At 64.2% G+C, this 26503-nt stretch carries 29 protein-coding genes; 14 read left to right on the top strand and 15 right to left on the bottom strand.

The features are described from left to right. The first annotated feature begins 2 nt into the window (after positions 1–2). The 7 genes from ACSVIE_RS14320 to ACSVIE_RS14350 all read left to right on the top strand — a co-directional run bounded on the left by ACSVIE_RS14320 (position 3) and on the right by ACSVIE_RS14350 (position 5916). The gene (locus ACSVIE_RS14320) at positions 3–341 is read left to right on the top strand and encodes an urease subunit beta (protein ID WP_426005360.1); all 339 of its coding nucleotides are present in this window, start codon (positions 3–5) and stop codon (positions 339–341) included. Continuing rightward, entirely contained in the window at positions 338–2083 is a 1746-nt protein-coding gene (ureC, locus tag ACSVIE_RS14325) for an urease subunit alpha (RefSeq protein WP_442424256.1), read from the top strand. The genes ACSVIE_RS14320 and ureC overlap by 4 nt, the downstream gene beginning before the upstream one ends. Positions 2084–2091: 8 nt before the next feature. Continuing rightward, a complete protein-coding gene (ureE, locus tag ACSVIE_RS14330) occupies positions 2092–2568 on the top strand; it encodes an urease accessory protein UreE (protein WP_442424257.1) in 477 nt (158 codons plus the stop codon). Further along, positions 2549–3229, top strand: a complete 681-nt coding sequence (locus ACSVIE_RS14335) for an urease accessory protein UreF (protein WP_442424258.1) — start codon at positions 2549–2551, stop codon at positions 3227–3229. Before ureE ends, ACSVIE_RS14335 begins: the two co-directional genes overlap by 20 nt. 13 nt (positions 3230–3242) lie before the next feature. Continuing rightward, the gene (gene ureG / locus ACSVIE_RS14340) at positions 3243–3860 is read left to right on the top strand and encodes an urease accessory protein UreG (RefSeq protein WP_426005368.1); all 618 of its coding nucleotides are present in this window, start codon (positions 3243–3245) and stop codon (positions 3858–3860) included. Between the two features lie 197 nt (positions 3861–4057). Next, positions 4058–4873: an urease accessory protein UreD gene (locus ACSVIE_RS14345; RefSeq protein WP_442424276.1), complete on the top strand. Its 816-nt coding sequence runs from the start codon at positions 4058–4060 to the stop codon at positions 4871–4873. Continuing rightward, on the top strand, positions 4873–5916 hold the full coding sequence (locus ACSVIE_RS14350) for a HoxN/HupN/NixA family nickel/cobalt transporter (RefSeq protein ID WP_442424259.1): 1044 nt from the start codon (positions 4873–4875) through the stop codon (positions 5914–5916). The genes ACSVIE_RS14345 and ACSVIE_RS14350 overlap by 1 nt, the downstream gene beginning before the upstream one ends. Positions 5917–6050: 134 nt before the next feature. Here the strand turns inward: ACSVIE_RS14350 and ACSVIE_RS14355 are convergent, their stop codons facing one another. After that, complete coding sequence (locus ACSVIE_RS14355) at positions 6051–7019, bottom strand: serine hydrolase domain-containing protein (RefSeq protein WP_442424260.1); 969 nt, start codon at positions 7017–7019, stop codon at positions 6051–6053. A gap of 135 nt (positions 7020–7154) precedes the next feature. Here ACSVIE_RS14355 and ACSVIE_RS14360 point away from each other — a divergent pair, with 135 nt between their 5' ends. The 4 genes from ACSVIE_RS14360 to ACSVIE_RS14375 all read left to right on the top strand — a co-directional run bounded on the left by ACSVIE_RS14360 (position 7155) and on the right by ACSVIE_RS14375 (position 9296). Then, positions 7155–7664, top strand: coding sequence for an RNA polymerase sigma factor (locus ACSVIE_RS14360; RefSeq protein ID WP_442424261.1), 510 nt, complete (start codon positions 7155–7157; stop codon positions 7662–7664). A gap of 1 nt (position 7665) precedes the next feature. After that, positions 7666–8679, top strand: a complete 1014-nt coding sequence (locus ACSVIE_RS14365) for a hypothetical protein (protein ID WP_442424262.1) — start codon at positions 7666–7668, stop codon at positions 8677–8679. Positions 8680–8871: 192 nt separating this feature from the next. Further along, positions 8872–9069: a hypothetical protein gene (locus ACSVIE_RS14370; RefSeq protein WP_347109223.1), complete on the top strand. Its 198-nt coding sequence runs from the start codon at positions 8872–8874 to the stop codon at positions 9067–9069. Continuing rightward, positions 9066–9296, top strand: a complete 231-nt coding sequence (locus ACSVIE_RS14375; protein WP_426005380.1) for a hypothetical protein — start codon at positions 9066–9068, stop codon at positions 9294–9296. Before ACSVIE_RS14370 ends, ACSVIE_RS14375 begins: the two co-directional genes overlap by 4 nt. A 71-nt stretch (positions 9297–9367) precedes the next feature. Here the strand turns inward: ACSVIE_RS14375 and ACSVIE_RS14380 are convergent, their stop codons facing one another. From ACSVIE_RS14380 to ACSVIE_RS14400, 5 genes are all read right to left on the bottom strand, one after another. Continuing rightward, a complete protein-coding gene (locus tag ACSVIE_RS14380; RefSeq protein WP_442424263.1) occupies positions 9368–10402 on the bottom strand; it encodes a lactonase family protein in 1035 nt (344 codons plus the stop codon). Positions 10403–10404: 2 nt separating this feature from the next. Next, positions 10405–11235, bottom strand: coding sequence for an aldo/keto reductase (locus ACSVIE_RS14385; protein ID WP_442424264.1), 831 nt, complete (start codon positions 11233–11235; stop codon positions 10405–10407). A 76-nt stretch (positions 11236–11311) separates the two neighbouring features. Further along, entirely contained in the window at positions 11312–12328 is a 1017-nt protein-coding gene (locus ACSVIE_RS14390) for an NAD-dependent epimerase/dehydratase family protein (RefSeq protein WP_442424265.1), read from the bottom strand. Further along, a complete protein-coding gene (locus tag ACSVIE_RS14395) occupies positions 12325–13296 on the bottom strand; it encodes an aldo/keto reductase (protein ID WP_442424266.1) in 972 nt (323 codons plus the stop codon). The genes ACSVIE_RS14390 and ACSVIE_RS14395 overlap by 4 nt, the downstream gene beginning before the upstream one ends. A gap of 25 nt (positions 13297–13321) precedes the next feature. Beyond that, entirely contained in the window at positions 13322–14143 is an 822-nt protein-coding gene (locus ACSVIE_RS14400; RefSeq protein ID WP_426005390.1) for an aldo/keto reductase, read from the bottom strand. Positions 14144–14357: 214 nt separating this feature from the next. Between ACSVIE_RS14400 and ACSVIE_RS14405 the strand changes: the two genes are divergently transcribed. Next, positions 14358–15239, top strand: coding sequence for a helix-turn-helix transcriptional regulator (locus ACSVIE_RS14405; protein ID WP_442424267.1), 882 nt, complete (start codon positions 14358–14360; stop codon positions 15237–15239). A 63-nt stretch (positions 15240–15302) separates the two neighbouring features. On the opposite strand, the gene ACSVIE_RS14410 is transcribed toward ACSVIE_RS14405, so the two are convergent. Beyond that, on the bottom strand, positions 15303–15512 hold the full coding sequence (locus ACSVIE_RS14410) for a dodecin (protein WP_426005392.1): 210 nt from the start codon (positions 15510–15512) through the stop codon (positions 15303–15305). Positions 15513–15625: 113 nt separating this feature from the next. After that, positions 15626–16432, bottom strand: coding sequence for an SDR family oxidoreductase (locus ACSVIE_RS14415; protein ID WP_442424268.1), 807 nt, complete (start codon positions 16430–16432; stop codon positions 15626–15628). A gap of 154 nt (positions 16433–16586) precedes the next feature. Here ACSVIE_RS14415 and ACSVIE_RS14420 point away from each other — a divergent pair, with 154 nt between their 5' ends. Then, entirely contained in the window at positions 16587–17018 is a 432-nt protein-coding gene (locus tag ACSVIE_RS14420) for a universal stress protein (protein WP_426005395.1), read from the top strand. An 81-nt stretch (positions 17019–17099) separates the two neighbouring features. Here the strand turns inward: ACSVIE_RS14420 and ACSVIE_RS14425 are convergent, their stop codons facing one another. From ACSVIE_RS14425 to ACSVIE_RS14455, 7 genes are all read right to left on the bottom strand, one after another. Continuing rightward, positions 17100–18785 carry a thiamine pyrophosphate-binding protein gene (locus ACSVIE_RS14425; RefSeq protein ID WP_442424269.1) on the bottom strand — a complete coding sequence of 562 codons (1686 nt, stop codon included), beginning with the start codon at positions 18783–18785 and terminating at the stop codon, positions 17100–17102. Beyond that, complete coding sequence (locus tag ACSVIE_RS14430; RefSeq protein ID WP_442424270.1) at positions 18782–19558, bottom strand: cyclase family protein; 777 nt, start codon at positions 19556–19558, stop codon at positions 18782–18784. Before ACSVIE_RS14430 ends, ACSVIE_RS14425 begins: the two co-directional genes overlap by 4 nt. A gap of 8 nt (positions 19559–19566) precedes the next feature. Then, on the bottom strand, positions 19567–21159 hold the full coding sequence (locus tag ACSVIE_RS14435; RefSeq protein WP_442424271.1) for a phytoene desaturase family protein: 1593 nt from the start codon (positions 21157–21159) through the stop codon (positions 19567–19569). Between the two features lie 12 nt (positions 21160–21171). Then, positions 21172–22896 (bottom strand): flavin reductase, encoded by a 1725-nt coding sequence (locus ACSVIE_RS14440; RefSeq protein ID WP_442424272.1) that lies wholly within the window; start codon positions 22894–22896, stop codon positions 21172–21174. Between the two features lie 26 nt (positions 22897–22922). Beyond that, positions 22923–24161, bottom strand: a complete 1239-nt coding sequence (locus ACSVIE_RS14445) for a styrene monooxygenase/indole monooxygenase family protein (protein WP_442424273.1) — start codon at positions 24159–24161, stop codon at positions 22923–22925. 31 nt (positions 24162–24192) lie between these two features. After that, a complete protein-coding gene (locus ACSVIE_RS14450; protein ID WP_442424274.1) occupies positions 24193–24981 on the bottom strand; it encodes an SDR family oxidoreductase in 789 nt (262 codons plus the stop codon). Between the two features lie 114 nt (positions 24982–25095). Then, positions 25096–25254 (bottom strand): hypothetical protein, encoded by a 159-nt coding sequence (locus ACSVIE_RS14455; RefSeq protein ID WP_426005405.1) that lies wholly within the window; start codon positions 25252–25254, stop codon positions 25096–25098. Positions 25255–25416: 162 nt separating this feature from the next. Here ACSVIE_RS14455 and ACSVIE_RS14460 point away from each other — a divergent pair, with 162 nt between their 5' ends. Continuing rightward, positions 25417–26385 carry an AraC family transcriptional regulator gene (locus ACSVIE_RS14460; RefSeq protein ID WP_426005406.1) on the top strand — a complete coding sequence of 323 codons (969 nt, stop codon included), beginning with the start codon at positions 25417–25419 and terminating at the stop codon, positions 26383–26385. Positions 26386–26503 lie beyond the last annotated feature (118 nt).

Genomic DNA, 26503 nt, shown 5'->3' on the forward strand with positions numbered 1-26503 from the left:
CCATGATTCCCGGTGAATACCGGCTCGGCCCAGGATCCATCGAATGCAACAGCGGACGTGAGGCGATCGTCGTCGAGGTCGTCAACCGCGGCGACCGCCCCGTCCAGGTGGGCTCCCACTTCCACTTTGCCGAGGCCAACCGTGCCCTTGAGTTCGACCGCCACGCCGCGCACGGCCGCCGCCTGGACATCCCTGCCGGGACCGCGGCCCGTTTTGAACCCGGCGACCGCCGGACCGTCAACCTGATCACGATCGCCGGAAGCCGCGAGGTCTACGGCCTCAGCAATGCGGTCAACGGAAAGCTCGACGGCGGCACCCACCTTAAGGGGGACGCGCAGTGAGCTTCCAGCTTCCACGGCGGCAATACGCTGAGCTGTACGGCCCCACCACAGGTGACGCCATCCGGCTCGCCGACACGGAACTGTTCCTCGAGATTGAGCACGATTACACGGTGCACGGGGAAGAGGTGGTGTTCGGAGGCGGCAAGGTCATTCGCGACGGGATGGGACAGAACGGCCAACTGACGCGCGACGGTTCCGGTCCCGGCGACGGTGTGCCGGATACCGTCATCACCAACGTTGTGGTTCTGGACTACACGGGGATCTACAAGGCTGACGTTGCCCTCAAGGACGGCCACATCTTCAAAATCGGCAAAGCGGGCAACCCGCAGATCACCGACGGCGTGGACATCATCATTGGGTCGAGCACCGAGATCATCGCCGGTGAACGCAGGATCCTCACTGCCGGTGGCATCGACACCCACATCCACTTCATCTCGCCGGAGCAGGTACCCACGGCGCTGTGCAGCGGAGTCACCACCATGGTGGGCGGCGGCACCGGACCCGCCGAAGGGACCAAGGCCACCACCGTCACACCGGGTGCGTGGCACATCTCCCGGATGCTGCAGGCCGCTGAAGGTCTGCCCGTCAATATCGGCCTGTTCGGGAAGGGGCACGCGTCCGCCGTCGAACCGCTGGCGGAGCAGATCCGCGCCGGTGCCGTGGGGCTTAAAGTCCACGAGGACTGGGGGTCCACCACGTCCTCCATCGACATGTCCTTGCGGGTTGCCGACGAATACGACGTGCAGGTGGCCATTCACACGGACACGCTCAACGAGTGCGGATTCGTCGAAGACACCATTCGCGCCATCGATGGACGCGTGATCCACACCTTCCACACCGAAGGCGCAGGTGGAGGCCACGCCCCGGACATCATCAGGATCGCAGGCCTGCCCCATGTCCTTCCGGCCTCCACCAACCCCACCCTGCCGTACACGAAGAACACCATCGAAGAGCACCTGGACATGCTCATGGTGTGCCACCACCTCAATCCCGACATTCCGGAAGACGTGGCCTTCGCTGATTCCCGGATCCGGGCAGAGACCATCGCGGCCGAAGACGTTCTTCACGATCTGGGCATCTTTGCGATCACCTCGTCCGACTCCCAGGCCATGGGCCGCGTGGGTGAAGTGGTCACCCGGACCTGGCAGGTGGCGGACGCGATGAAGCGCCAGCGCGGGGTGCTCCACGACCCCTCCGGCACGGTGCACGGTTCGCCGGACAGCGACAACTTCCGGCTCAAGCGCTACGTGGCCAAGTACACCATCAATCCCGCCATTGCCCAGGGCATGGCGGAGGTCATCGGCTCCGTCGAGGAGGGGAAGTTCGCCGACCTGGTGCTGTGGGACCCTGCATTCTTCGGGGTGAAGCCGGAACTTGTCATCAAAGGTGGGCAGATCGCATATGCCCTCATGGGCGACTCGAACGCCTCCATCCCCACACCGCAGCCCCGCACCATGCGGCCCATGTTCGCTACTTACGGCAAGGCCGTGCAGGAAACGTCCATCACGTTCCTGTCCCAGGCCGCCATCGACGCCGGCGTCCCCGCGCAGCTCGGCCTTGAGCGCATCGTCAGGCCCGTCCGCGGTATCCGGACGCTGCGCAAAGCTGACCTGAAGCACAACGGCGAAACTCCGGACATCGCCGTCGACCCCGAAACCTACAGCGTGAAGGTGGACGGCGTGGACGTCACGTGCGAACCATCCGATGTACTGCCCATGGCCCAACGCTACTTCTTGTTCTAGGAGCTACCGTGATCATCGAAAAAATCCTGGGCAACCTGCATGAACAGCCGCCGGAAACCTATGCAGGGCACCATAAGGAGAAGGTGGTGCTGCCCAGCGGCCTGCTGGTCAAGCGCATCCAGCGCGTCACCACAGACCACGGCAAGGAACTGGGCATCCGACTTCCCGCCGGCTCGGGGGACCTGCGCGACGGCGACATCCTCGCCATGGAGGACACGAACCTCATTGTCATTTCCGTCCTGCCTACCGACGTCCTGGTCATCTCACCCCGGACCATCCACGAGATGGGCGTTGTGGCACACTCGCTGGGCAACCGGCACCTGCAGGCGCAGTTCTTCGACGCGTCCTCCGAGTACGCGGCAGAGGTCATGGTCTGCCAATACGACCACACCGTGGAGGACTACTTGAAGCACGTCGGCGTGCCCTACCAGAGGCAGGAACGGGTGATGCCGGTGCCATTCCGCCATGCAGGGCACACGCACTGACTACCAATTGGCCCTCCAGCAGCTGACTGATTCGGCGCTGCCCACCGGAGCGTTCGCCCATTCCCTGGGGTTTGAGACCTACATCGACCGAGGGGTCGTCCGGGATGAGTTGACCTTTTCGACCTGGCTGACGGTGTTTGTCAGGCATCAGTTGGTTTACACGGACGGGCTGGCTGTCCGCCTCCTCTATGAGGGCGGGGACATCGGCGTGCTGGACGGGATGCTGACCGGCTGCTTGTTGGCGAAGGAGGGCCGGGAAGCCTCCATCAAGATGGGTGGGCGGCTGCTCGACATCGGGACCGAGGTCTTCCGCTCCCCGGAGCTCGACGCCTACCGCTCGCTGGTCCGGGAGGATCGGGCGGCGGGCCACCAGCCCCTGGCGTTCGCCGTCGTCGCGCGCTCCCTCGGCGTGCCTTTGCGCGAGGCGCTGGCCGCCTACTTCTTCGCCACCGCCACCTCACTGACCCAGAACGCCGTCCGCGCCATCCCGCTCGGCCAGAACGCCGGGCAGCGGGTACTTCGGCACGCGCACGACGCCGTTGCTGCCGCCGTCGACGCTGTACCCCACCTGGGCTGGGACGACTTCGGCGCGGTCATCCCCGGCCTGGAAATTTCACAGATGCAGCACGAACGGCAACGCGCCCGCATGTTCATGAGCTAACGCAGGAGGACACATGACAGAACCCATCATCATCGGCGTCGGAGGGCCCGTCGGAGCCGGCAAGACCCAGCTCGTGGAGCGGATCACCCGCCACATGAGCGGCGACACCTCCATGGCCGCCATCACCAACGACATCTATACGATCGAAGACGCCAAGATCCTGGCCGCCAACGGCATCCTGCCCGAGGACCGCATCATCGGCGTCGAAACCGGAGGCTGCCCCCACACCGCCATCCGCGAAGACACCTCCATGAACACCGCCGCCATCGAAGAACTCAAGCAACGCCACCCCGACCTGCAGGTGATCTTCGTCGAATCCGGCGGCGACAACCTTTCCGCCACCTTCAGCCCGGAACTCGTGGACTTCTCGATCTACATCATCGACGTCGCCCAGGGCGAAAAAATCCCCCGGAAAGCCGGGCAAGGCATGATCAAGTCCGACCTGTTCATCATCAACAAGACCGACTTGGCGCCGCACGTGGGGGCGGACCTGTCCATCATGGAGCGCGACTCCAAGGAATTCCGGGGCAACAAGCCGTTCTGCTTCACGAATTTGAAGACCGATGAGGGGTTGGGGGAGGTCCTTGGCTGGATCAAGCGGGACGTCCTGATGCTCGATCTGGCGCAGTGAGTAGCGCCAGCAGCGCTGCCGCGGCTCCGGCGGCTTCGCCGGATTTTGGGCCGTGCCCGTCCCCAGCTGCTCCCAACTCTCGCAAGCTCGAGTCCGGGCCCTCGCAGCAGTGGGCCCCCCGCGGAGCCCGCCACGCCGCGGCCCAAAAATCCGGCTCAGCCGCCTCAACGGTCCTCTCACCGCGGGGCGAACTCAGGCTGGGGATCGTCGAGCGGGGTGGGAAGTCCGTTGCTTCGCGGCAGTTCCACGAGGGAGCTTTACGCGTGTTGCGGCCGCACTACCTCGACGATAGTGGACAGGTTTGTTATGTCGTGGTCAATCCTGGTGGGGCTTATCTGGGGGCGGATTTGTTCCTTGTCGAGGTGGACGTGGGGGACGGGGCTGAGTTGCTTCTGACCACGCAGTCGGCCACCAAGGTTTACAGGACTCCGGGGTCGTTTGCTGAGCAGCGCATGACCGTCCGTTTGGGGGAGGGGGCCCGGTTGGAATTGGTGCCGGACCAGTTGATCGCCTACCGGGAGGCCAGCTACAGGCAGGTTTCGCACATCAGTGTCCACCCGTCGTCGAGCCTTGTCATGGCGGAGGTCATCACGCCGGGGTGGTCGCCGGACGGCGGCGCGTTTGGCTTCGAAGAGATCCGGCTCCGCAACGAAATCCGGGTGGAAACGCAACAGGGCAGCAGGCTGTTGGCTTTGGACAACGTGCTTATCAGGCCGCCCCTGGTCGACGTCACAGGATTGGGGTTCATGGAGGGATACAGCCATCTGGGTTCACTGGTGGTGGTCGACCCGAGGGTGAACCAGGAGCTGGCTGACCTACTGCATTCGGTGGCCCGTGATTTTGATGCCTGTACCGGTGTTTCATTGACCATGGGCACTGCCGGGACCCGGGGGCTCGTCTTGAGGTCGTTGTCCAACAGCACCGGGGAACTGAACCGCTTGCTGGGTGCTTGTACCGGGCTGCTGCGCGAGCGCTGGTATGGGCAGGCGCCCTTGAACTTGAGGAAACACTGATGAGCGCTCTGACCGGATTCACCACCCTGTACCGGGAACGGGATGCCCTGTCCCTCCGCACGAGGCTGTTGTTCACGTTCGGTGCGGTGGCCGCTTTGCACGGTGCCGCCGTCGTACTTCTGCTGCTGGGCTCCGCCGGTGGTGCGGAGCCGCTGGCGTTGGGGCTTGTGGTCACCGCCTACCTGGCGGGCGTCAAGCACAGCTACGACTGGGACCATATCGCAGCGATCGACAACTCCACCCGGAAGTTCGTGGCACAGCGGAAGGACCCGGTGAGCGTCGGGTTCGCGTTCAGCCTGGGTCACAGTTCCGTGGTGGTCCTGGCCGGGCTGCTGGTGGTGGCCGGGGCATCGATGATCGGGCAGCTCATGGAGGATGGCACAACCGGGAACATGGTGCTGGGGATGATCGGCGGCGGTGTTTCGGGACTGTTCCTGCTGGCCATGGGACTGTTCAACGGTTCGGCGTTCCTGCGTGCCCTGAAGGTCTACCGAAGCGCGCAGGAAGGTGCCGCAGTCCGGGAAGAAGACCTGGAGGCCAAGGGTTTCGTGGCCAGGCTCCTGGCCAAACCTTTGGCGCGGGTGGAGCGGCCGAGGAACATCTACGTCATTGGTTTCCTCTTCGGGCTGGGGTTCGACACCGCCACTACCATCGGGCTGCTGCTGATCACCACGACGGCGACCCTCGCCGGAGTCCCGCCGCTTGCCTTGATGGCGTTGCCGCTGGCCTTCACGGCCGCCATGACGCTGTGTGATTCCGTGAACGGCGTGGCGATGATGCGCATGTACCGTTCGGCTATCGCGGATCCGCAGCGGAAGCTCGGCTTCAACGCGGTGATCACGGGCATTTCCGCGGTCTCGGCGCTCTTCATCTCGGTGATCACGCTGGGCGGTTTGGCAAATGCGGTGTTTGGCCTGGACGATCCCGTGACCGCGTGGTTGGGCGCACTGGATCTGGGTGACGCGGGCCTGGTGTTGGTCGGATTGTTCGTGATCGTGTGGGCCGTCTCGGCGTGGCGCGGACGGACCAAGCCCGCCGTCTGACCTGCCCGCCGTCTGACATTCCCCGCCCTGTAACCCCTGTCCCGCCCTATGTCCCCTGCCCAACTAGGTCGCAGTTAAGCGCGTTTAGAGCCCTCAAAACGCGCACAACTGCGACCCAGTTGGGTGAGCCGGGGCTAGGAGGCCGCTACCGCGTTGAACAGTTCCGTGGTGTCCACGCCAAGGTCCGGAGTGTCCAGAACGTTGGTCAGGAACACCACGCACCTGTCCTGCTCCGGGAGCATCCACCACTCCGTGCCCGCCCACCCCGGGTGGCCGTAGATTCCGTTGGCCAGGAGCTCCGATTCGTACGCGGGCATCTGGAAGCCCAGCCCTGTGTGGCGGCGGGGAGACTCAAGGATGCTGATGAACGGCACCCCCGTGGTCCGCGGCCGACGCATCGCCGCCAACGTAGCCCGCTGGACGGCCTTGCCTGAGTCACGGAGCAGTTCAGTGCCCAGGTTGAGGAGATCCGCTGCCCTTCCGAACAGGCCCGCCCCGGGGTGCCGGTTCTTGTACATCGCGTGAACGTTCAGGCTGGGCTCGCTGTCCACATGGACAGCGTGCGGGTTGCAATCGGAGTCGAAGGTAAGCCCGCCTGCGCCGGTGCCGTCAGCCAAGTCCTGTACCTGGGCTTCGAACGGACGCCCGGCGGCCCACTCAGCCATGGCGGCAGCCCCTTCGAACGCCAGGTTGCAGTACTGCACCAGCGAACCCGCGTAAAAGGTTTGCCCCGCGGCCATGAGGGAATCACGCAGGGGAGTGACGTCGTCGATCTTCGGGTCGGTGATACCGGACCGGTGGCTCAGCAGGTGCTCCAGCGTGACGGTGTCCGTACGGCTGGCGCCGAAACCCTGCACCGCGGCGGACAGCGGCGTCCCCAACGCCAGCCGGCCAAGCTCTACGTTGCGCATCACCGTCAGCGCAGTGATGGGCTTGGTGACGGAGAACAACGCAAAGTGGTCCTCCGTGGAGGCCGGGCGGCCATCGTCGCTGCCGAATGCCACAATGTCCTCAATGCCGCGGCTCGACGCGACGCCCAGCACAGCCACCGGAACGCGTCGGGTGTCCACTTGCCTGCGTGCCCAGTCAGCGGCCGGTCCCATAGTCACCATGGTTGTTGACTATACGTCGGAGACGGTCGCTTCCGCAGAATTTTCTGGGCGCGTGTAACCGCGGGAGGGGGGCCGGAAACTATATGGGTATCCTGCAGTTCCGGGCTCTATTTATCAGGGGGAATCGTGCTTTCCGAGCGCGAACTGGCGTTTATCGCCATTCACAAAGACAGCTACCCAGCCGTCTTCAGATTTGTTGGCCGACGCGTTGAGTCGTTGGAGGTGGCGGAGGAAATTGCCGCCGATGTATTCCGGGTGGTCTGGCAGAAGTGGTCGGACGATACCCGGCCCGAGCTCGGCTACTTGCTCGGGATCGCCCGCAACCTGGTGGGTAACGCCTACCGCAGCCGCGAGCGTCAGTCGGCACTCCAGGAAAAACTGCGGACGACGGCGGTCCAACGCTTTGGTCCTGACTCCGGCAACGCGATGGTCCAGGACGCCATGGACCGCCTGCGTGGGCAGGACCGCGACATCCTTCAGCTGGCTTACTGGGACGGACTGGGCCCTGCCGAAATAGCCGGGGTCCTCCAGTGCAGCGAGTCGGCCGCCAAGGTCCGCCTGCACCGCGCCCGCAAAGCCTTCCAAAAACAACTGCCTGCAGGTTCCGCATCCGCTACAGAAAAGTTGGGGGTCTGACATGGATCCGATCAAGAACCAGATTGCCGCAATCGACCCGTTCGAACCGGGAACGGAGCCGGATGGGCAGGAAGCGCTGCACCGGATGCTGTCAGGCTCCACGATGTACAGCGACGCCAAACCGCTGCGGGGTGTCCCCTCGCTGGAGGATCGTCGGCGGCGGAAGGCCCGGATCGCGGGCGGCCTGCTCTTAGGGGCAGCGGCCGTGACGGCGGGCGTGCTGGTGGCTGCCAACTTCGGCCAGGTCAGTTCCACTCCTGCGCCGGCGGTCACTATGGAAACCAGCACGCCGTCACCCACGGTGTCGGTCACTGCCGCACCCACCCCCACGCCTTCCGCAACGCCTTCGGCAAGCACGACGCCGGAGCCCGCCCAGGTGCCGACGCCCACCGTGCCGGCAGTGGCCACCACACTTCCGGTAGTTCCCCCGGTCCAGGCGCCGGCGCTCAAGACATTCACCTTTCCGGACGGCCACTTGTCCTTCGCGTACCCGTCAGATTGGACGGTTAAGACCGGGCAGGGGGCCTACCTGACGGAGGAAACGAAGGCAGGTGCCGTGAACGCGACCATCATGGACAGTTCCGGTGCGGAGGTGGCCTTTGTAGCCAGCGGCTCCTACGGCGGAGGAACGGGCGGTTGGGTCAGAAGGACTGTCCTGGACAAGGCTGTGGTCCCTGGACTTACAGACAGCTCGGGACGGGCTACGGAGTTTGGATTCGCTTCGGACATCATCCTGCCCCACACCAGCCAAGGCCTGCCGACTCCTACAGAGTCCTGGTCGGAGAGCAGCGCCTACTATTTCATGGATGTTCGTATTGCAGGGGAGTTCAAAGACGGTGAGATGGGCTCGGGTCCACCGCTGGTCATGACGCCAAGCCTTTTCATGACTGCACGTGTGTTGTTCGATTACGAGAAGCAACCCACCTTCGCCACCCCCGCGGCAGCGAAGGCCTGGATGGGCACCGAACAGTATGCCCAACTCAAGGAGATGCTGATGAGCCTGAGTTACAAATAGCCCGGATCTCGTGGGCCCGCAGCCACTTTTCCGTTGTGCTGCGGGACCCGCCCTTACCATGCTGGTCAATTGCATACCACCGTGCAGAAACCTTGTGCAATTGCCTATAACAAACGCCTTGGGAGTTTCATAGGGTTGAGGAGATCTGCTTCACACCCGCAGAGCCAGAACTACCAAGGACGAGTTTCAACGATGAAGAGCATCGCCCTCCTGCGCGAACGAGCCACCCGCGTCATGCCCACTGGTTCCCACTGCCCGGCTTCGGGTGTATGGAGCCCGGACTCCGAACCGGACGCAGTCCAGGTGTTCCCCGAAGGCCACGTCCTTCCGGCCCACAATGGCGTACCGACGGTGTGGCGCCGCCGGGTCTCCGCCGACGTCACGGCATGACCCGGGCCACCCTGGGCAGGCCCGAGGACTACCAGCACGTCCCGGCATCGGAATGGACCAGCCTGAAAACGGGCGACCCCGTCTGGATCTACGACGTCGCCTGGGGTGCCGGGACCGGCCGGGTGGACGATGTCTCCCAGCACCAGGAACTCCTCTGGGTCATCCTCGAGCCCACCGGTCGCAAGCTCATCTGCGGCACCGACGACGTTGAGGTCTGGGCCGCCTGAAACACCACCGAGATGGCATTAGGTGCCAATGTTTGAGCGGAGCATTGGCACTTAATGCCATCTCGCCAGTTTTAATGGGCGGTCATGAGGAAGCTCGGTGAGCCGGTTTCCACCCTGCTGACGGGTCCGTCCGGAAGGCCGGTCTGCGGATCCAGCCTGTAGCTGACCACGTCATCGGACCCCTCGTGGGCTACCAAGAGCCACTCGCCGTGGACCAGATGGTGGCGCGGCCAGTCCCCGCCGCTGGGCACGTCCGCCAGCGGTTCCAGCGCGGTTCCGCCGTCAATCACTTTCAGGATGCAGATGCGGTTGGAGCCCCGCACGCCCACATAAGCGAACCGGCCGTCAGGTGAGAGGGCAATCTCGGCCGCAGCGTCGCCGTCGAACGCTTTGTTCACGCTGGCGGGGACGATCGCGGTGAGTTCGTAAACGCCCTGCGGCTCGGCGCGGATTGCGGCTACCTCAACGGAGTACTCGGTGTCGATGAACACCGTGCCGCTGGGATGCCGGACCATATGCCGGGGGCCTGAGCCCTTGGGCAGCACCACCTGGTGGTCAGGCACCAAACCCGTTCCCTGCTGGTAGCGCCACACCCGCACCAGGTCGTGGCCGAGGTCCGTGGTGAGTATCCGGCCATCCGGGAGCATGTGGCTCGAATGCGCCCTGCTGGGGCGCGGGTCATCGGTGGGGCCGGTCTGGTGAGGGTCGACGGCGGCTTCCGCGCTCGTGCGCGAGGTGATGGCGCCGTCGTCGTCAAGTTCGTAGAGGACCACCTGGCCATCACCCCAGCAGGTGGCAATGATGAAGCGCCCGTGGGGATCGGCGGCGACGTGGCACGTGGCCTCGCCCGAGTGCCAGGCCTTGCCCATGGGTTCCAGTTCAGCGGTCCGTGTCCGCCGGTAGGCCTGGACTACCTGGCCCTCTTCGGCGACCGCATAGATGACCGGCAGGGTGGGGTGCTTGGCCAGGAAGGACGGAGAATCGGCGGCTGCAGCGAGACCCAGCGATGTCAGTTTTCCATCCGAGTCCACGCTGATCGCGCCGATCCCTTTGCCGTTGGCGTTGCGGTCTGCAGTGTATGAGCCGGTCCAGATAAGCGTGTTCATGATCAGTGCCCCTGTACGTCCGAGTCCACGCCGGCGTCTGGCCCGGCGTCGAGGGTTTGCAGTCCGGTGAGATCCTCCTGGTCCAGCTGGAAGTCGAAGATGTCCAGGTTCTCTTCCATCCGCTGGGGATTGGAGGTCTTGGGAATGGCCACGAGTCCCTGCTGGATGTGCCAGCGCAGGACCACCTGGCCCGGCGTCTTCCCATGTTTGTGGCCGATTTCCGCCAGGGCGGGGGCGTTCAGGAGGTCGCTCCTGGCGCCCAGGGGACTGTAGGACTCGGTTACGATCCCGTGGTTGCCGTTGAAGGCGCGGGCGGCCGGACGGGGAATGGACGGGCTCACTTGGATCTGGTTGACCGCAGGCACCACCTCGGTTTCGCGGAACAGTCGGTCAAGATGGGTGGGCTTGAAGTTGGAGACGCCGATTGAACGGACCTTCCCCGAGGCCTGCAGTTCCTCAAAAGTCTTCCATGTTGAGATGTACTCGTCGCGGCGGGGCAGGGGCCAGTGGATCAGCAACAAGTCCACGTAATCCAGGCCGAGGCGCTTCAGGGAGCCGTCAAGGCCGGCGACGGCTTTGCCGGAGCCTTGGAACTCACCGTCGAGTTTGGTGGTGATGAACAGTTCCTCCCTGTCCACGCCGCTGTTCCGGATTCCATTGCCCACGCCGGTCTCATTGCCGTACTTCACGGCGGTGTCGATGTGGCGGTATCCGCGCGAGACGGCTTCAGCTACAGCCTGCGCAACCTCTGCGTCATCCAGGGGCCAGGTGCCCAGGCCCAGTTGCGGGATTTTGTGGCCGTCGTTGAGTTCCACGAGCGGGGCTTGGGCCATGGGCGCGATCTCCTTCTAGCTGGGTGAAGTGGCTGTGCGTATTAGCTGTGGCGAAAAAGAAAGGTTCCTTGCTTTTCTACGCTGGTGAAGCGGTACTTGGCAACAATTGACGCTGCGACCACTGGTAGAGGCGGTCGCTCAGCTCCATGTGGTCATCCTTCACCACCTGAAGTTCCGGGTGCTGGTCGTGCCATTCCACAATCTCCCGGGCGCCATCCGCAAACGGGATCGTGGCCCGGTAATCCGGTACCAAAGCCTTGATCTTGGAGTTGTCAAAGACCACGGAATGGGAACGGTCACCCAGCAGGTTGGGCCCAAGCTTCGGGGCGTGGGCCGCAATCGTCTCCGAGGAAACATGGAAGAGCTCGGGATCCGGAACACCAGCGGCGCGGGCAAACAAGCGGAACACCTGGTCCCACGGCAAATATTCGTCCGAAGTAATGGTGTAACTCTCGCCAATGGCCTGTGGCCGACCCAGCAAACCGACAAAGGCCTTGGCAAAGTCACGGCTGTGGGTCAATGTCCAAAGCGACGTGCCATCGCCGTGGACAAGGACAGGGAGTCCGGCCCGCATCCGGTGGATGTCCGTCCAGCCACCCAGCATGGCGATCTTGGTCCGGTCATAGGTATGGGATGGCCGGACCACGGTCACGGGAAAGTCCTGCTCGCGGTACGCCTCATAGAACAGCTCTTCACAGGCGATCTTGTCCCTGGAGTACTGCCAGAACGGGTTCTTGAGGGGCGTGGACTCCCGGATCGGCAGGGTGGTTGGCGGTTTCTGGTACGCCGAAGCGGAACTGATGAAGACATACTGCCCCGTCCGCCCGCGGAACAACTCCAAGGCCGTGCGAGCCTGCTCCGGAGTGTAGGAGATAAAGTCCGCAACGGCGTCGTACTCCTGTGCGCCAAGTACCCCACGTACCGCCGCGGCGTCGCGGATATCGGCGTGCAGGATCTCCACACCTTCGGGAACCGGTCTCCCGGTTGACCGCCCTCGGTTGAGGATGGTCAGCCGGTGGCCCAGTGCGACGGCGCGTTCAGCCGCCGCCGCACTGATGACGCCCGTCCCGCCGATGAACAGGATGTTGCTCACCAGGCGTAGTCTTCCGGAGCGGTGCGATGGCCCGGGAAAATGTCATCCAGCCGTTTGAGCGCATCTTCATTCAGCGTGACATCCAGGGCGCGGATGGCCGAGTCCAGCTGTTCCTGCGTGCGGGGACCGACGATCGGTGCCGTCACCGCCGGCTGGTGGAGCAGCCAGGCCAGTGCGACATCGCCGGGTGCGTGTCCCAGTTCGTCGGCAAAATCCTCGTACTGCCGGATCTGGTCCTCGTGCTTCTTCAGGGTCTCCAGGGCCCGGCCTTCCGTGCGGCGGACGCCCTGTTCCTCCTGCTTGAGGACACCACCCAGCAGGCCGCCCTGCAGCGGTGACCAGGGAATCAGTCCAAGACCGTAGTCCTGGGCTGCGGGGATGACCTCCAGCTCCAACTCCCGGCGGAAGAGGTTGTAGATGGACTGCTCGCTGACCAGTCCGGTGTAGTTGCGGCGGCGTGCCGCCTCCTGGGCCTGCGCAATGTGCCAACCGGCGAAGTTGCTGCTGCCCGAATACAGGATCTTTCCCTGTTGGACCGCGACCTCGATAGCCTGCCAGATCTCGTCCCACGGAGTATCGCGGTCGATGTGGTGGAACTGATAGATATCGATGTAGTCGGTCTGCAGGCGCTTCAGGCTTGCATCCAGCGCTCGCCGGATGTTCAGTGCAGACAACTTGGATTCATTGGGGCGGTCGGTCATGGTGCCGTAGAGCTTGGTGGCAATCACGGTCCGTTCGCGCCGCCCCTCGCCCTTGGCGAACCAGCGGCCGATGATCTCCTCGGTCCAGCCGCGGTGCTCGGTGCCGCCGTAAACATTGGCGGTGTCGAAGAAGTTGATGCCCGAATCCAGGGCGGAGTCCATGATCGAGTGCGAGGCCTCTTCTTCGGTCTTGGGGCCGAAGTTCATGGTGCCCAGGCAGAGGCGGGAGACTTTGAGGCCGGAGCGGCCGAGGTGCGTGTACTGCATGGTGGTGGGTCCTTCGCGTTGAGGGTCAGAGCTGGGTAAAGGCCGCGACGGCGGGATCGGAACCAATGCGGGCTCCCGCCTCCAGGGCGGTGATGGCGGCGAGCTCGGATTCCGTGAGGGTGAGGTCCGCCGCGCCGAAGTTCTCCCGCATGCGTGCCGAGTCTGCAGACTTGGGAATCACGATCGTTCCCTGGGCGAGGTGCCAGGCGAGGATCACCTGCGCCGGGGTGGTTTCATGGGCTGCTGCGACCAAGGCGACGGCCTCCGCGTTCAGGTCCTTGCCCTGTCCGAGGGGGCTGTATGCCTCCACGGCGATTGTCAGGTCGCGGCACTTGTTGGCAAGCTCAGCCTGCTGGAAGGTGGGGTGAAGCTCGATCTGGTTCACTGCCGGGACAACGTCGGCCTCGCGGAGCAAAGTGTCCACATGGTCGGGCAGGAAGTTGGAGATGCCGATCGCCCGGATCTGCTGGTCCTGGTAGAGCTTCTCCATTTCCTTCCAGGCCTGGGTGTAGAGGCCCTGCGATGGGACCGGCCAGTGGATCAGGTACAGGTCAACAACGTCCAGGCCCAGGGCGTCACGGCTGCGCTGGAAAGCGTCGTAAGCTTCGGCCTGCTCGCCGTTACGAAGCTTGGTGGTGACGAAGAGCTCCCCGCGGGGGATGCCGGAAGCCGCAATGGCAGCCCCCACGCCGGCTTCGTTGCGGTAGGCGGCAGCTGTGTCGATGTGCCTGTATCCGGCTTCGAGAGCGTCTTCCACCACCTTTTGCGTCTCTTCCGGAGGCACTTGGAAGACACCGAATCCGAGCTGGGGAATGGTGACGCCGTTGTTCAAGGTCAGCTCTGCCATGAGGGTCTCCTTAAGAGGTAGAAAGTGTGGTCCTTCCGAATCCACGGGGCAACCGGTGGGCGGTCTGTGTGAAAGCGTTTTCGGACGGCTCTTTCATGAGCCTATTCAGTTTTGTGCACGGAGTCAGCAGTTCTGCCTGATTCTGTTTTTCCTAGGTCTGCCAGTCCTACCCACTGGTGTGGTTTTGGCAGGCCAGGGGCGGCAAAATGGACGGATGGGTCAAAGCGCTGAGTTCGGCAAGTTCCTCAAAGCCATGCGGGCCAGGCTCTCTCCCGAGGACGCCGGGGCGACAGAGTCCGGCGGTTCCCGCCGCGTACCCGGGCTCCGCCGCGAAGAGGTGGCCAGGCTGTCCGGCGTGAGTACGGACTATTACACCCGCCTTGAGCAGGGCAGGAACATCCACCCTTCCAAAGCGGTGCTTGAGTCGGTCTCGCGTGCACTGCGGCTGGACACCGGTGAGCACGCGCACATGATGGACCTCCTGGAGCACTGTGCAAGTTCTGCCGCCAACCCCGGCCCCGCGCAAAAAGTGAGGCCTGCCCTGCGGCAGTTGCTGGACGCCGTCGGGGATGTACCTGCCATGGTGCTCGGAAGGCGGGCCGACGTCCTGGCCGCCAACCGCATGGCCAGCCTGCTGCTGACGGATTTCTCCTCCATGCCGGCAACCGAACGGAACCTCACCCGCTGGACGATCCTCGACGACGCCGCGCGGGACCTTTTCCGGGACTGGAAAACGGTGGCCGCGGAGGCAGTGGGGTCCTTGCGCATGGATGTCGGACGGCACCCCAACGATCCCCGGACCAACCAGCTGGTGGGCGAGCTTGCCGTGCACAGCGAGCATTTCCGCCAATGGTGGGCCGGGCACCGGGTCGCCACCCGCTCCGCCGGTATCATCCGGCTGCACCACCCGGTGGTGGGGGACCTGGAACTGAACTTCGAGACGCTCGGTCTCCCGGACGATCCCGACCAGCTGCTGAGGGTGTATTCCGCGAAGGCCGGCTCGCCGTCGTCGGACGCTTTGACGCTGCTCAGCAGCTTCGGCGGCGTGGCCACCCAGGCCGAGGTCCCCGAGCCCGCCCGCCGAGATGACAGTTGATGCCAATGTTTGCTGAAAACATTGGCATCAACTGTCAATTCGGCGAGGGGCGGGGCGGGTAGCTCAGCGTTCCAGTCTGAAGCCAAGCTTGATGGTGACCTGCCAGTCGGCAACCGCGCCGTCCTCAAGGTGGCCACGGATTTCCTTGACTTCAAACCAGTCCAGGTGCCGCAGCGTCTGCGAGGCGGTCGCGATGCCATTCCTGATGGCGTCATCCACACCCTCGGTGGAAGTTCCTACAATTTCGGAAACGCTATATGTGTGGCCAGCCATGGTGCTCCTCATCAACGTCTTACGAATCTTTGGAAAGGTAAATCAGACCCGCCAGGCAGGTCGTCCATGCAGACTAGCCCACGGATTACCGTGCGGCCAGAGGTTGGCAGGGCCTAGCTTTCCCGCCAGTCATTGCCCGTAATATGCGAGCCGGCCTGCGGCCCCATCTGGAGCATCCCGCCGTCCACGGGCCAGGAAGCGCCGGTGACGTAGCTGGACTGCGGGGATGCCAGGAAGGCGATGACGGCGGCGATTTCGCGGGCATCACCGGGGCGTCCCAGGGGCACGCCGGGGCGTTCCTTCTGCCGCGGATCCTCATCTTCCTGGCCCGTCATGGGCGTTGCGATTTCGCCAGGGGCCACGTTGTTGGCGGTAATCCCGTGCTCGGCAAGTTCCAGGGCCATGGTCTTGATCAGCCCGCCCAGTCCATGCTTGGAGGCGTCGTAGGCCGACGCCCCCACGCGCGGCTGGAATTCGTGCACGCTCGTGACGGCGATGATCCGGCCACCTCTGCCGGCCTGGACCATGCGCTTGGCCGCGGCCTGCATCGCCACGAAGGCCCCGTTGAGATTGGTGTCCAGGGTGGACATCCAGGTGGCGTAGTCCAGTTCCAGGAACTTGGTGCCGTCGCCTGTGCCCGAGTTGTTGACGAACACATCCACGCCGCCCAGTTCGTCGGCCAGCTGGTTCACGGCGGCCGCAGTCTCCGCCGCTTTGGTGGTGTCGAGTTGCTGTACAACTGCCTTGCGCCCCAGGCTGCGGACCTCTTCGGCGGTTTCCTCGGCGCCCTGCTGGTCCGAATGCCAGGTGATGCCCACGTCCAGGCCTGCCTTGGCCAGGGCAACGGCGGTTGCCCGGCCGATGCCTGAATCCGATCCTGTGACAATGGCGGTTTGCGGTGAAAACTCTGGGTCGCTCATGATCTTGCCTTCCGGTCAGTGATCGTTTTCGATGATTTACCCTTACCCGTATCGGCGCACCGTAAACACACTGACGGGAGGGATCCCTGGCGGGCGTGATGGCGTGTAAATTGCTGTGGAGCACCACCCATGAATCCATCAATGAGGAGAACTCATGCCAGAAGTAATCGTTGTCGGCGTTGACAACAGTGAAACAGCCAAGCGTGCGGCCGTGGCAGCAGCCAAGCTGGCTACTGCGCTCGGCGCCGAGTTGCACGTCATCAGCGGTTTCTCCGATGACCGCATCGAAGAATTCGGCAGTGGCAGCGACCGCATTACGGTTTCTTCGGCGGACTCCGCAGAGTACGTGGCGCGTAAGGTTTCCGAAGACCTGGACATCCCCGGCAACAGCGTTAAGTACTACGCCGCCCGGGGCACTCCGGCGAACGCCCTCATCAACTACGCGGAGACGCACAACGCCTCCTTGATCGTGGTGGGCAACAAGCGGATGAAGGGCCTGGGCCGCGTCCTGGGCAGCATCGCGAACAGCGTGGCCCACGGGGCGCCGTGCGATGTGTACATCGTGAACACGGAAGTGGACGCCTAAGCACCCAAGTAGGTCGCAGTTGAGCGCGTTTTGAGGGCTCATAACGCGCTTAACTGCGACCCAGTTGGGGAAGCCCGGGGCTTAGTGGCCCTGAAATGCCTCAGCCAGCCACCACGATCCGCCGTCGGAGGCGATCTTGGCGTCGATGACCAACGGCCTGTCCTGCGTTCCGGCAGCGTACGCCTCCAGCCACGGCTGGGCTGCGGCCAGATCGCCCACGGTCCTTACAGTGACACCCTCCGCCCCGAACCCCCGCGCGATTGCTGCGATGTCCGTGTCCGGGAACACGACACTGGACAGGTCCTGCTCGGGATGACCTGATGCGAAGTGGTGTACCTCTGCCCCGTACGCTGCGTCGTTGTACACGATGCAGACCAGCGGCAGCTTCATCCGGACAGCGGTTTCGAGTTCGCTGATGCCCATGAGGAAACCGCCGTCGCCGGCACCGAGCACCGGCAAGCGGCCCGGTTGCGCCACGGCGGCCCCGATCGCCGTGTACAGGCCCAACCCGATCGCTTGGAATGCTTGTGTGAAGCAGAACCCAAACTCATCCGGGACGGCGAGGTACTGGCTGGGATAGCCCATGAAGTTGCCTGAATCCACGGACACGATCCGCTCGATGGGCAGCATCGAATCCAGTTCCCGGGTCAGGACGCGTGGGTCGATCCGTGATTCGGTCGACACATCCTGGATGGCGACGTCGCGCCAGCGCGAGCGCTCCTTGATGGCCGTCGCATTGGCCTCCGTGCGGTACTTTTCCACCGGTTCTGCCTGCACGGAACGCAGCGCCGCCAAAGCATCCGTGGCGGTCAGGGCGGCATCCCCCAGCACGCCCAGCGAGATGGGACGATTGGCACCCAGCGAGGCATCCTCGACGTCGATCTGCACCACTTTGGTGCCCGGCGAAATCAGCCGCCCGTGCCGCATGGTCCACATATTCAGCGTGCAGCCCCATCCAACAATCAGGTCGGCTCCACTGATGAGCTCCGCGGTCACAGGCGAGGAGAAGCCCCCGGAAATTCCGAGGTTGTGCGGATCGCCGTTAAACAGGCCGCTCGCCACCGCGGAAGTAGCCACCAAGGCACCGGCATGCCGAGCCAGGGCCAGGATCTCCTCCCGGGCACCCCGTCCGCCACGCCCGGCCACGAACACCGGCCGGTCAGCCCCGGCGATCAACGCCACCAGCTGCTGAACCGCGGCAACGTCCGGCCGCACCTTCAAAGGGACAGGCACGACGGCGGCACCCACCTCGTCTGCGGCGGTTCCACTTTGGATGTCCAGCGGCAAGCTGAGGACCACGGTGCGCCGTTCGTTGACGGCCGTGCGGAATGCCCGGACCGTATCCGCGACGGCCGAGGCGGGCGAATGAATCCTTTCGGCCACCGCCCCGACACTGAGGGCCAAGGCATCCTGGTCGATCTTGAAATTGGACCTGGTGGCGGCTGCCTGGGTGTCTGCGGTCAGGACGATCATGGGGGTGCGACTCTTGGCAGCTTCTCCTACGCCCGTAATCGCGTTGGTGAGTCCACAGCCTTGGTGGGTGGTGACCACGCCCACCTTGCCGGACATCCGCCCGTAAGCGTCGGCCATGGTGGCGGCACCACCTTCGTGCCGTGCAGCCGTAAAGGGGATACCTTCGGCCATGAGCGTGCCGGTGACATCGAAGTTGCCGCTGCCCACCACCCCGAAGACATGCCCGACGCCGAGCTTGGCCAACGTTCGTCCGACCAGTGTGGAAACTCTGACCGATTCCAGTTCCGCGCTCATGCGTGCTCTACCAGCGCATACACGCGGCTGGGGCTTCCCGTGCCACCAACGATGGGCAGCGGGGCAACCACCAATGTGGCGCCCGTGACGGGGAGCCGGTCCACGTTCCGCAGGGACGTCACACCGTACTTGTCCGCGCCCAGCAGGAAGGAGTGGACCGGGAACATCGGATCCAAGGCATCGGCCTGCCCGGCGTCGATGCCCACGGTTTCCACGCCAAAACCGCTGATCGATGCGTTGCCCGCAAGCCACTTGGCACCCGCCGCGGAGACCCCGGGAGTGTGGGGACCGGCGTCGTCCGCGTTGACGAAAGCTGCAGCGTCCCCGCCACGGGCCGCCCATCCCGTGCGGAAGATGACCCAGCAGTTTTCCGGGAACAACCCGTGCTCGGACTGCCACTGCTCAAAGTGTTCCGGTTCCAGCAGGAAGTCAGGGTTGTCCGCCGCCTCGGCTGTCTTATCAATCACCACCAGCGGTCCCACCAGGCGATGGGGTTCGATCTTGTCCACTGACTTGCCGTCCTTGCCGGTGATCCAGTGGACCGGGGCGTCCAGGTGCGTCCCTGCGTGCTCACCTACGGTGACGTCGTTCCACGCCCAGGCCGGTCCGGCGTCGTCGAAATTGCTGACCGGTGAGACGGACAATCCAACCGTGTTCGCGAACGGCTGCGGAAGGTTCAGGATGGGTGTTTCGGAGCTGAGCGGGGTGGTGAGGTCGATAATCTCCACCGAGCCATTCGAAAGGGCTGCTGTGAGCCCGGCCAGAACAGACATTTGTTCTCCTATCGCGTGGTGTTCTTGGATCGTTTGGTTGTAAGGCGCTGCGCCGCAAGGTGGCCGGACCCGCCCGACAGGCCCGGTCCCGGGTGGGTCGACGCGCCGATGTGCCAGAGACCCTTGATATATGTTTGATGCCCAGCGGCCTGCGGGAACGGGCGCCACAAAAGGTTTTGGAAGAGCTCCGCAGAACCGCCGTAGGGATCGCCGTGGACTGCATTCGGATTGGCAGCCGCGAGGTCCGTGGGGGCGATGATGTCCGAAGCGAGTACGCTTGCCCGGGTTCCGGGGGCGAATTGTTCCAAGCGGTCAAGGACGCGTTCCAGGTACGCCTCCTTGAGCTCCGGAGTCCAGCCTGCGGCCACGGAGAGCCCGCCCGCCGCGTCCCCTACGGGCGAGAACGGTACCTCCTGGAGTTGCAGCCAAAGCGTGGCCTTGCCCTCGGGAGCCCGGGACGGGTCGAGCACGTACTGCTGGCCCACCACGATGGTGGGTTCGGCGGGCAACAGCCCCGCCTCCGCCTGGGCGCAGGCGACGCCCGTGCTGTCGGCTCCGTTGCTGATATGGATCAGGGGGACCGTGTTGAGCCGGGGGTCGAGCCACTCCACCGGCTTATCCAAGGCAAGGTGGATCTGCATGGCACCACGGCCGTTCCGGTACCTGCGGGCACCCGCGGCGAGCCCGGCCGGGGCGCCGGGCAGCAGCCGCGTGTAGAGGGCCTGCGGCGACACGTTGGCCAGCACAGTAGCCGCCGGAACAATCCCCCGGGACGTCCGCACGCCGGTCACCGAGCCGGAAACGGAAAGGATCTCCCGGGCCTCGGCGCCCAGCATGATCCGGACGCCATGATCACGCAGCAGCGACTCAAAGGCTTCTACGAACCGTGAGGCCCCGCCTTTCACCACGGGAAGGCCGAAGCCGTGCATGGTCATCGCCATGACGGGCAACATCACCCCGCCCGTTGCCTGGTCCGGACCAAGCCCGGCATGCAGGAGCCAAGGAGACCACAGCTGGTCCACTTCCCAGCCGTCAAAGCGGCTGCGGAGGTAGTTGCGGCCGCTCATCAGGGCATCCCGGATGAACAGCTCATTTGCCTTGACACCACCTGTGCGGAGGGCACCGAATCCCAGTTTCACGAGGTCCTTCAGGGAACGCAACTCCGCTCCGAAGGCCCCGAACACGGTTCCGGAATGATGCCCAAGGTCATCGAGCATCGCGAGGTAGGCTTTTTGGTCCCCTGGTTCCTTGAACGCCGCAGCAGTCACGGCCGGATCACGGTGTGCGATCACAACCCGGTGCCCGCCCGTTGGATCGGCGGCAACCGAGGCCGCCACCGCCGTGGAGGCGTTGCAGTACTCCAGACCCCGTGCGTGCAGTTCACTCCCCAAAGCGGTATAAGCTCCGCCGGATACGAAGAGCGGATGCCATGAAGAGAACGAGTCATGGATAAACCCGGGCAGCGTCCTTTCGCCGGAGTGGATGAAGCCACCCAGGCGGTCCGATTGCTCTATCAGGCAAACCTGCTGCCCGGCGATCGCCAGTTCCGCGGCGGCCACCAGCGAGTTGATACCGGAGCCTATGACGGCAACATCGTTCATGGATGGGTCCTCTCAGAAGTCCGGGTGGCTGGCCGTCGCGTGGTACTTACCGCTGTGGAAGACAAGGGGAGAACCGCCGTCGCTGGTGTATTCCTCCACTTCGCCAACGTAGATCACATGGTCGCCCGCGTCGTGGCGCGACACCGTGCGGCACTGGAATGTTGCAACCGCGCCGTCCAGCAAGGGCACCCCGGCGATGCCCTCGGTGGTCTCCGCGCCGTCGAACTTGTCCGGGGACGGGGTGGCGAACTGCCTGGACAGGACGTGCTGGTCGCTGGCCAGGATGTTGATGGCAAAGTGTGAGGCTTCTTCGAAGTCAGCGAGGCTGGGAGCGCGTTTGCTGGGGCACCACAGCACCAACGGCGGTTCCATGGAGACGGAGGTGAAGGAGTTCGCCGTCATGCCGACCTTGCGGCCATCCGGCGAGACTGTGGTGACCACCGTGACGCCGGTGGCAAACTGTCCCAGTGCATTGCGGAAATCGCGGACATCGAAAGCGGCGGAGTCCTCTTCCTTCCGTGCCTGCATGAAGTCAGCTGCCGCCGTTGGATCGAACCACCAGGGGTAGGACGTCCGCGGGTCGTCGAAGCCAGCAGCGATGCTTGCCGCCAAGGCCGGGTGCTCCGCGGCTTCCTTCAGCAAGGTGACCTGGTGGTCGCGTCGAGGCTTGAGCATGTCGTTGGTCCATGCAACCGACCACTGACCCCAGCCGCGCCAGAACTCGTCGAAAGTCCGCTCCATCCATTCCCGGTCGAAGGGTTGCCGGCCGCGCCGGACGATCGAGTCGAGGTAGTACTTTGCCGCCAACGTGGCATTGTTGGAGCCTTGCCCCGTCAGCGGATCGTTGAGGACCACGGCATCGCCCAGCCCGAAGACCAGCCTGCCGTTCCCCAGTTCAGCCACGGCGGAACGCACCGTGGGGGTGATGCGTCCCAGGAGCGTGGCGCCGTCGTCGGTCAGCTTTGCGTCCCGGAACGCGTCTGCCTCATGCGGGAAATGCTCCAGGAGAACCTCGAGCGACTTGGCCAGTTGCGCTTCAGGACTTACGACGCCGGTCCAGCAGTCCAGGGGGCCACCCACCACGCCTTCGAACACCATCATGCGGCAGGGGCCGGAGACTGTGAGGCCCGGGAAGGTAAAGAACTCGCCCACCCCGGGTGCCATCGACATCCGGACGGCGGCGGCAGCCCCGCCGTCGTCCTCTTCGCCGGGTGTCACGTAGTTCAGTGCCAGGACCCGCTGGGGACGGTCGAAAGGTGACTTTGCCTTGTCCCGGGGGAAGACCTGGCCGATCTCACCCTTGCCGGTACTGACGATGACGAGTTCGTAGCCGCGGGACAGTTCCTCGAGCATCCGGGGCGTGACTTTCTCGATCCGGAAGTCCCCGCCCGCGGCGATGAAGCGATCGATCCAATGCGCGCTCTTGATGCGCTGGTCGATCGACCTGGCCGGGCCGTCCAATGAAGCTTCCCATTCGATGGCCTCGCCTTCATGGGCCACGTGGACCCTGATGGACGTGATGGGAGGGGCCGCTCCGGTGACCTGCGGGGTTGTTCCCATTTGGGCCTCTGCGTCGAGGGCCGTGGAGAACATGCACTGGCTGGACATGACTTTTCCGGCGCGGATCTGGGCGGCGGAGCGGTCCGAGAACAGCGTCACGGCGTAGCCCTCCCGTTGGAGGCCCAGGGCCAATTGGGCGCCGGATTCGCCGGCTCCGCTGATTGCAATGCTGCGCATGGTGGATCCTTAGTAGCAGGGGTGTGCTATAAAACTTTGGCGGCCTCAAGGCTGGCCAGGTAGTCGGCAGCCCTGTCCGGGTACATGAACCATTCCTGGAACTCCGGCGGGTGGTTGAACCCGTTGGCGAAGCGGTGGGCGATCTCCGGGGCGGAGTTGGCTGCGCCCAGGAGTTCCAGGACGTGCGGCGGGGGAGGGGCCAGCAGCGCGTTGGTCCATTGGGCGACATGCTGTGCATAGTCCCAGTAGCGCTCGAAAGTGGCCTGCATGAAACCTGCGTCGAACGGTCCGCTGTGGCGGACGATGCTGTCCAGATAGGACGCCGCGCACTTGCTCGCGTTGTTGGAGCCCTGCCCGGTGATGGGATCGTTCAACACCACGACGTCGGCCAGGCCCAGTACCTGCCGGCCGCTGGGCAGCGTAGCGATCGGGTGGCGGACGGTGGGGGCGAAGCGGCCTTGGAGGATGCCGTTCGGGTCGGTCAGTTCCACGTCCTTGGCCCGCTCGGCTTCCCAAGGAAAGAAAGTCTTGAGGATGTTCTTGGACGTTTCCAGATGCTCCTCGGGAGTGAGGCCCTTCCAGACATCCATGGGGCCGCCGGGAACACCTTCGAACACCATGATCTCGCAGGGCCCTGTGGTGGTGAGTGCCGGAAAGACGAAGTATTCGCCCACGCCCGGGATGAGGTTGAAGGAGACCGCAGAGTAGTCCTCGCGGGGCGTGAGGCCCTTGACGTAGGTCAGCGCGAGGGCCCGCTGCGGGGTGTCATAGGTGCTGCGTTGGGCGTCGCGGGTGAACAGTTGGGCGATCTCGCCCTTGCCCGCTGCCACGATCACCAAATCCGAGTTCTGCGTGTACCGTTCCAGGTCCTCGACGCCGGCGTCCTCGAACACCAGCTCTCCGCCGCGCTGGGTGAATTCCTCCATGAACCGTGGGAACTTGACGCGCTGGTCGATGGATTTGGCGTGGTTATCCAGCCTGGAGGCCCAGCTGATGGCCTTTTCGCCGGGCAATTCCGGGTGGGGAATGGTGAAGGAAATGCCGTCCACCGTGGGTGCGTCGGGCCAGAAATCCAGCCCCAGGGCCCGCTCGTGTTCCAAGGCGTCATGGAAGATGCATTGGCTGGAAGCGACCTTGCCGTTGCGGATCTCCTCCGGCGTTCGGTTGGAGATGGTGGTGACCTGGAAGCCGGCATCCAACAGGCCGATGCCCAGTTGGAGGCCCGACTGGCCTGCACCGACGATCGTGATGTGGCGTTGCGTCATGGTGTTGGCTCTTTCTTCTCGTTTGAGTGGATCATTCTGCGGCGAGGAGCGGGATAGTTTCCTCGGCCCGCTCGGGACCCAAGGCGGAGTAGCCGCCGTCGACGGCCCAATCGGCGCCGGTGACGAAACTTGCCTGGTCGCCGGCGAGGAAGGCGACGACGTCACCCACCTCGTGCGGGCGGCCTGCCCGCTTGAGTGCGTGGAAAGGTGCAGCTACCGCGTCCGTTTTGTCCAGGTCCCCGTTGCTGAGCGTGTCCATGATGTTGCTCCACACCCAGCCGGGGCTGACCGAGTTGACCCGGATGCCATCCGGGGCAAAGTCCACGGCCATGCTGCGGGTGACCTGGACCAGTGCCGCTTTGCTGGCGGGGTAGAGCCAGCGGCCCGTCTGGGCGACGGAGCTGGAGATCGAGGTGAAGTTGATAATCACGCCGTGTCCCGACTTTGCCAGGTGTCGCCGGGCTGCGTTGCCCGCCATCACCGCGCTGATGAGGTTGACGTTGAGGGCTTCCAGCCAGTCCGCCCGGCCTGATGCGGCTCCTTCGTCCTTGTAGGTGCACGCCAGATTGACGAGGATGTCCAGGCTTCCGTGCCGTGCCACGGTTTCTTCGATGAGTTCTCCCAGGGCGGCATCGTCGGTGATGTCTGTGTGGGCGTAGTGAATTCCTTCTCCGAGGGCTTTGGTGAGGGTTCCGCCGTCGGGGTTTATATCGGCGACCACCACTGTTGCGCCGGCATCCCGCAGGGCGGTGACCACCCCTTGTCCTACCTTGGTGGCACCTCCGGTGACAATCGCAGTTCTGCCGTTCAGTTCCGGCATGGCAAGCCTTTCTTGGTCAATGGTCGTGTTACGTAAATATGACGTGCGTCATATTTACTCTGAAAGTGACTCTAGGCGCCGGACCATGCACGGAATATCCACTTGGCGCAGCGGCTATCCGATCTGCGCAGAGTCCTCGTCCTCCTGGTGCCACCCTTCCCACGGCGCTGAAGTAAGCGGGGTGTCCTTCCGCAGGAGTTCAGCCGCCCACAAGGCGAAGTGGCTCCTGTCCCACTCTTCGCGGCGATCGTGGACGAGCTTGATGTTCTTCACTGTTCCCACCTTCCTTTCAACGTTGTGATGGTGTTGTGAGCTGGGTCATACTTGTCCTGAAAGCGACTCTAGGCAGCGGCTGCAGCCGGGGATATCCGCTGGGCGAGGAGATCATCCGAAAAGCGAAAATCCCGTGAAATGACCTCGTAGGGCAGGTGTTGGATGGTGAAGATGCTTCCCCGCGACGTACTTCGCGGGCAGCCGACGACGGCTACCAACGACGTCGACGAGGCTCACGCCAGAATTGCCGCGCTGTTCTGCAGCCATGAGTTGGCACCGCGGACGAGGACGTCCGCCGTGGAGATGAAGCTGCGCTCGATGCACCGTGGGGATGTGGGCATCGAGTTCCTGGATTATGGGTCAGATGTTCGCATTGATCCGGAGGGGCTGCAGGATTTCCATCTGGTCCAGATCCCGTTGGCGGGCCATGCGTCGATGCAGGTAGGGGCGCAGACGGTTGACTCCACGCCGCGCATGGCCACGGTGCCACCGATCGACAGGCCGTTTTCGATGTCCTGGGACAGTGGAAGTCCGCACCTCATCGTCTACGTGCGCCGTACTGCGCTGGAGCGGGTAGCGCTGGAACTGTACGGCCGGGAAGTCGGCGGGCTGGGCTACGGCATGGACCTCACGAGTGGAAGCGGCCGCGCTTTCCTGAGGTCCGTCGTCGAACTTCACGACGACCTGATCAGCAGGCCGGCGGCTGCCGCGCCCGTCTTCGTGCAGGGGCTGTTGGCGGACAGCATGATGTCCCGGCTGCTCATGGCGATGGAACCACCGGCGCCGGAGGTGCGCGCTGGTGAATCAGAAAGCCGGATTGTCCGCCAGTGCCGGGAGTTGCTGGAACGGCACGCCTTCGAGGAATTGACGGTGCCGGACATCGCCGAGTGCCTGGGTGTTTCCGTCCGGACCCTGCAGACCGCGCTCCGGGCCGAAACGGGTGCAACGCCGTCGGAGTTGCTGCGTTCAATCCGGCTTGACCGCGCCCGCGAGATGCTCCTGGACGCGAACCCCCGCGAACAGTCCGTCACCGCTGTTGCCGAGTTGTGCGGCTTCACGCATCAGGGCCGCTTCTCGGCGCTCTATCTGCAGACTTTCGGGGAACTGCCGTCGGAGAGCCTCCGCCGCTGACCCAACTAGTACGAAAGTAGTGGTGGGTTAGGCTGCGGTGGCCGGGGTGATGGTGACGTTGTAGCCGAGGTTGTTGAGTTGTTTGATGGCGTTGTTCTTGGCTCTGGTTGGGTTGATC

It is taken from the genome of Paenarthrobacter sp. NCHU4564 (genome assembly GCF_052156435.1).
Lineage (GTDB): Bacteria > Actinomycetota > Actinomycetes > Actinomycetales > Micrococcaceae > Arthrobacter.

Coding starts and splice junctions, on each gene's coding strand:
- ACSVIE_RS14420 (WP_426005395.1), top strand. CDS start 16,587: ATGCCAGAAGTAATCGTTGTCGGCGTTGACAACAGTGAAACAGCCAAG.
- ACSVIE_RS14430 (WP_442424270.1), bottom strand. CDS start 19,558: ATGTCTGTTCTGGCCGGGCTCACAGCAGCCCTTTCGAATGGCTCGGTG.
- ACSVIE_RS14425 (WP_442424269.1), bottom strand. CDS start 18,785: ATGAGCGCGGAACTGGAATCGGTCAGAGTTTCCACACTGGTCGGACGA.
- ACSVIE_RS14320 (WP_426005360.1), top strand. CDS start 3: ATGATTCCCGGTGAATACCGGCTCGGCCCAGGATCCATCGAATGCAAC.
- ACSVIE_RS14435 (WP_442424271.1), bottom strand. CDS start 21,159: ATGAACGATGTTGCCGTCATAGGCTCCGGTATCAACTCGCTGGTGGCC.
- ACSVIE_RS14450 (WP_442424274.1), bottom strand. CDS start 24,981: ATGCCGGAACTGAACGGCAGAACTGCGATTGTCACCGGAGGTGCCACC.
- ACSVIE_RS14440 (WP_442424272.1), bottom strand. CDS start 22,896: ATGCGCAGCATTGCAATCAGCGGAGCCGGCGAATCCGGCGCCCAATTG.
- ACSVIE_RS14415 (WP_442424268.1), bottom strand. CDS start 16,432: ATGAGCGACCCAGAGTTTTCACCGCAAACCGCCATTGTCACAGGATCG.
- ACSVIE_RS14365 (WP_442424262.1), top strand. CDS start 7,666: ATGGATCCGATCAAGAACCAGATTGCCGCAATCGACCCGTTCGAACCG.
- ACSVIE_RS14445 (WP_442424273.1), bottom strand. CDS start 24,161: ATGACGCAACGCCACATCACGATCGTCGGTGCAGGCCAGTCGGGCCTC.
- ACSVIE_RS14335 (WP_442424258.1), top strand. CDS start 2,549: ATGCAGGGCACACGCACTGACTACCAATTGGCCCTCCAGCAGCTGACT.
- ACSVIE_RS14350 (WP_442424259.1), top strand. CDS start 4,873: ATGAGCGCTCTGACCGGATTCACCACCCTGTACCGGGAACGGGATGCC.
- ACSVIE_RS14385 (WP_442424264.1), bottom strand. CDS start 11,235: ATGGCCCAAGCCCCGCTCGTGGAACTCAACGACGGCCACAAAATCCCG.
- ACSVIE_RS14375 (WP_426005380.1), top strand. CDS start 9,066: ATGACCCGGGCCACCCTGGGCAGGCCCGAGGACTACCAGCACGTCCCG.
- ACSVIE_RS14405 (WP_442424267.1), top strand. CDS start 14,358: ATGGGTCAAAGCGCTGAGTTCGGCAAGTTCCTCAAAGCCATGCGGGCC.
- ACSVIE_RS14410 (WP_426005392.1), bottom strand. CDS start 15,512: ATGGCTGGCCACACATATAGCGTTTCCGAAATTGTAGGAACTTCCACC.
- ACSVIE_RS14380 (WP_442424263.1), bottom strand. CDS start 10,402: ATGAACACGCTTATCTGGACCGGCTCATACACTGCAGACCGCAACGCC.
- ureG (WP_426005368.1), top strand. CDS start 3,243: ATGACAGAACCCATCATCATCGGCGTCGGAGGGCCCGTCGGAGCCGGC.
- ACSVIE_RS14355 (WP_442424260.1), bottom strand. CDS start 7,019: ATGGGACCGGCCGCTGACTGGGCACGCAGGCAAGTGGACACCCGACGC.
- ACSVIE_RS14395 (WP_442424266.1), bottom strand. CDS start 13,296: ATGCAGTACACGCACCTCGGCCGCTCCGGCCTCAAAGTCTCCCGCCTC.
- ACSVIE_RS14460 (WP_426005406.1), top strand. CDS start 25,417: ATGGTGAAGATGCTTCCCCGCGACGTACTTCGCGGGCAGCCGACGACG.
- ACSVIE_RS14400 (WP_426005390.1), bottom strand. CDS start 14,143: ATGGCAGAGCTGACCTTGAACAACGGCGTCACCATTCCCCAGCTCGGA.
- ACSVIE_RS14370 (WP_347109223.1), top strand. CDS start 8,872: ATGAAGAGCATCGCCCTCCTGCGCGAACGAGCCACCCGCGTCATGCCC.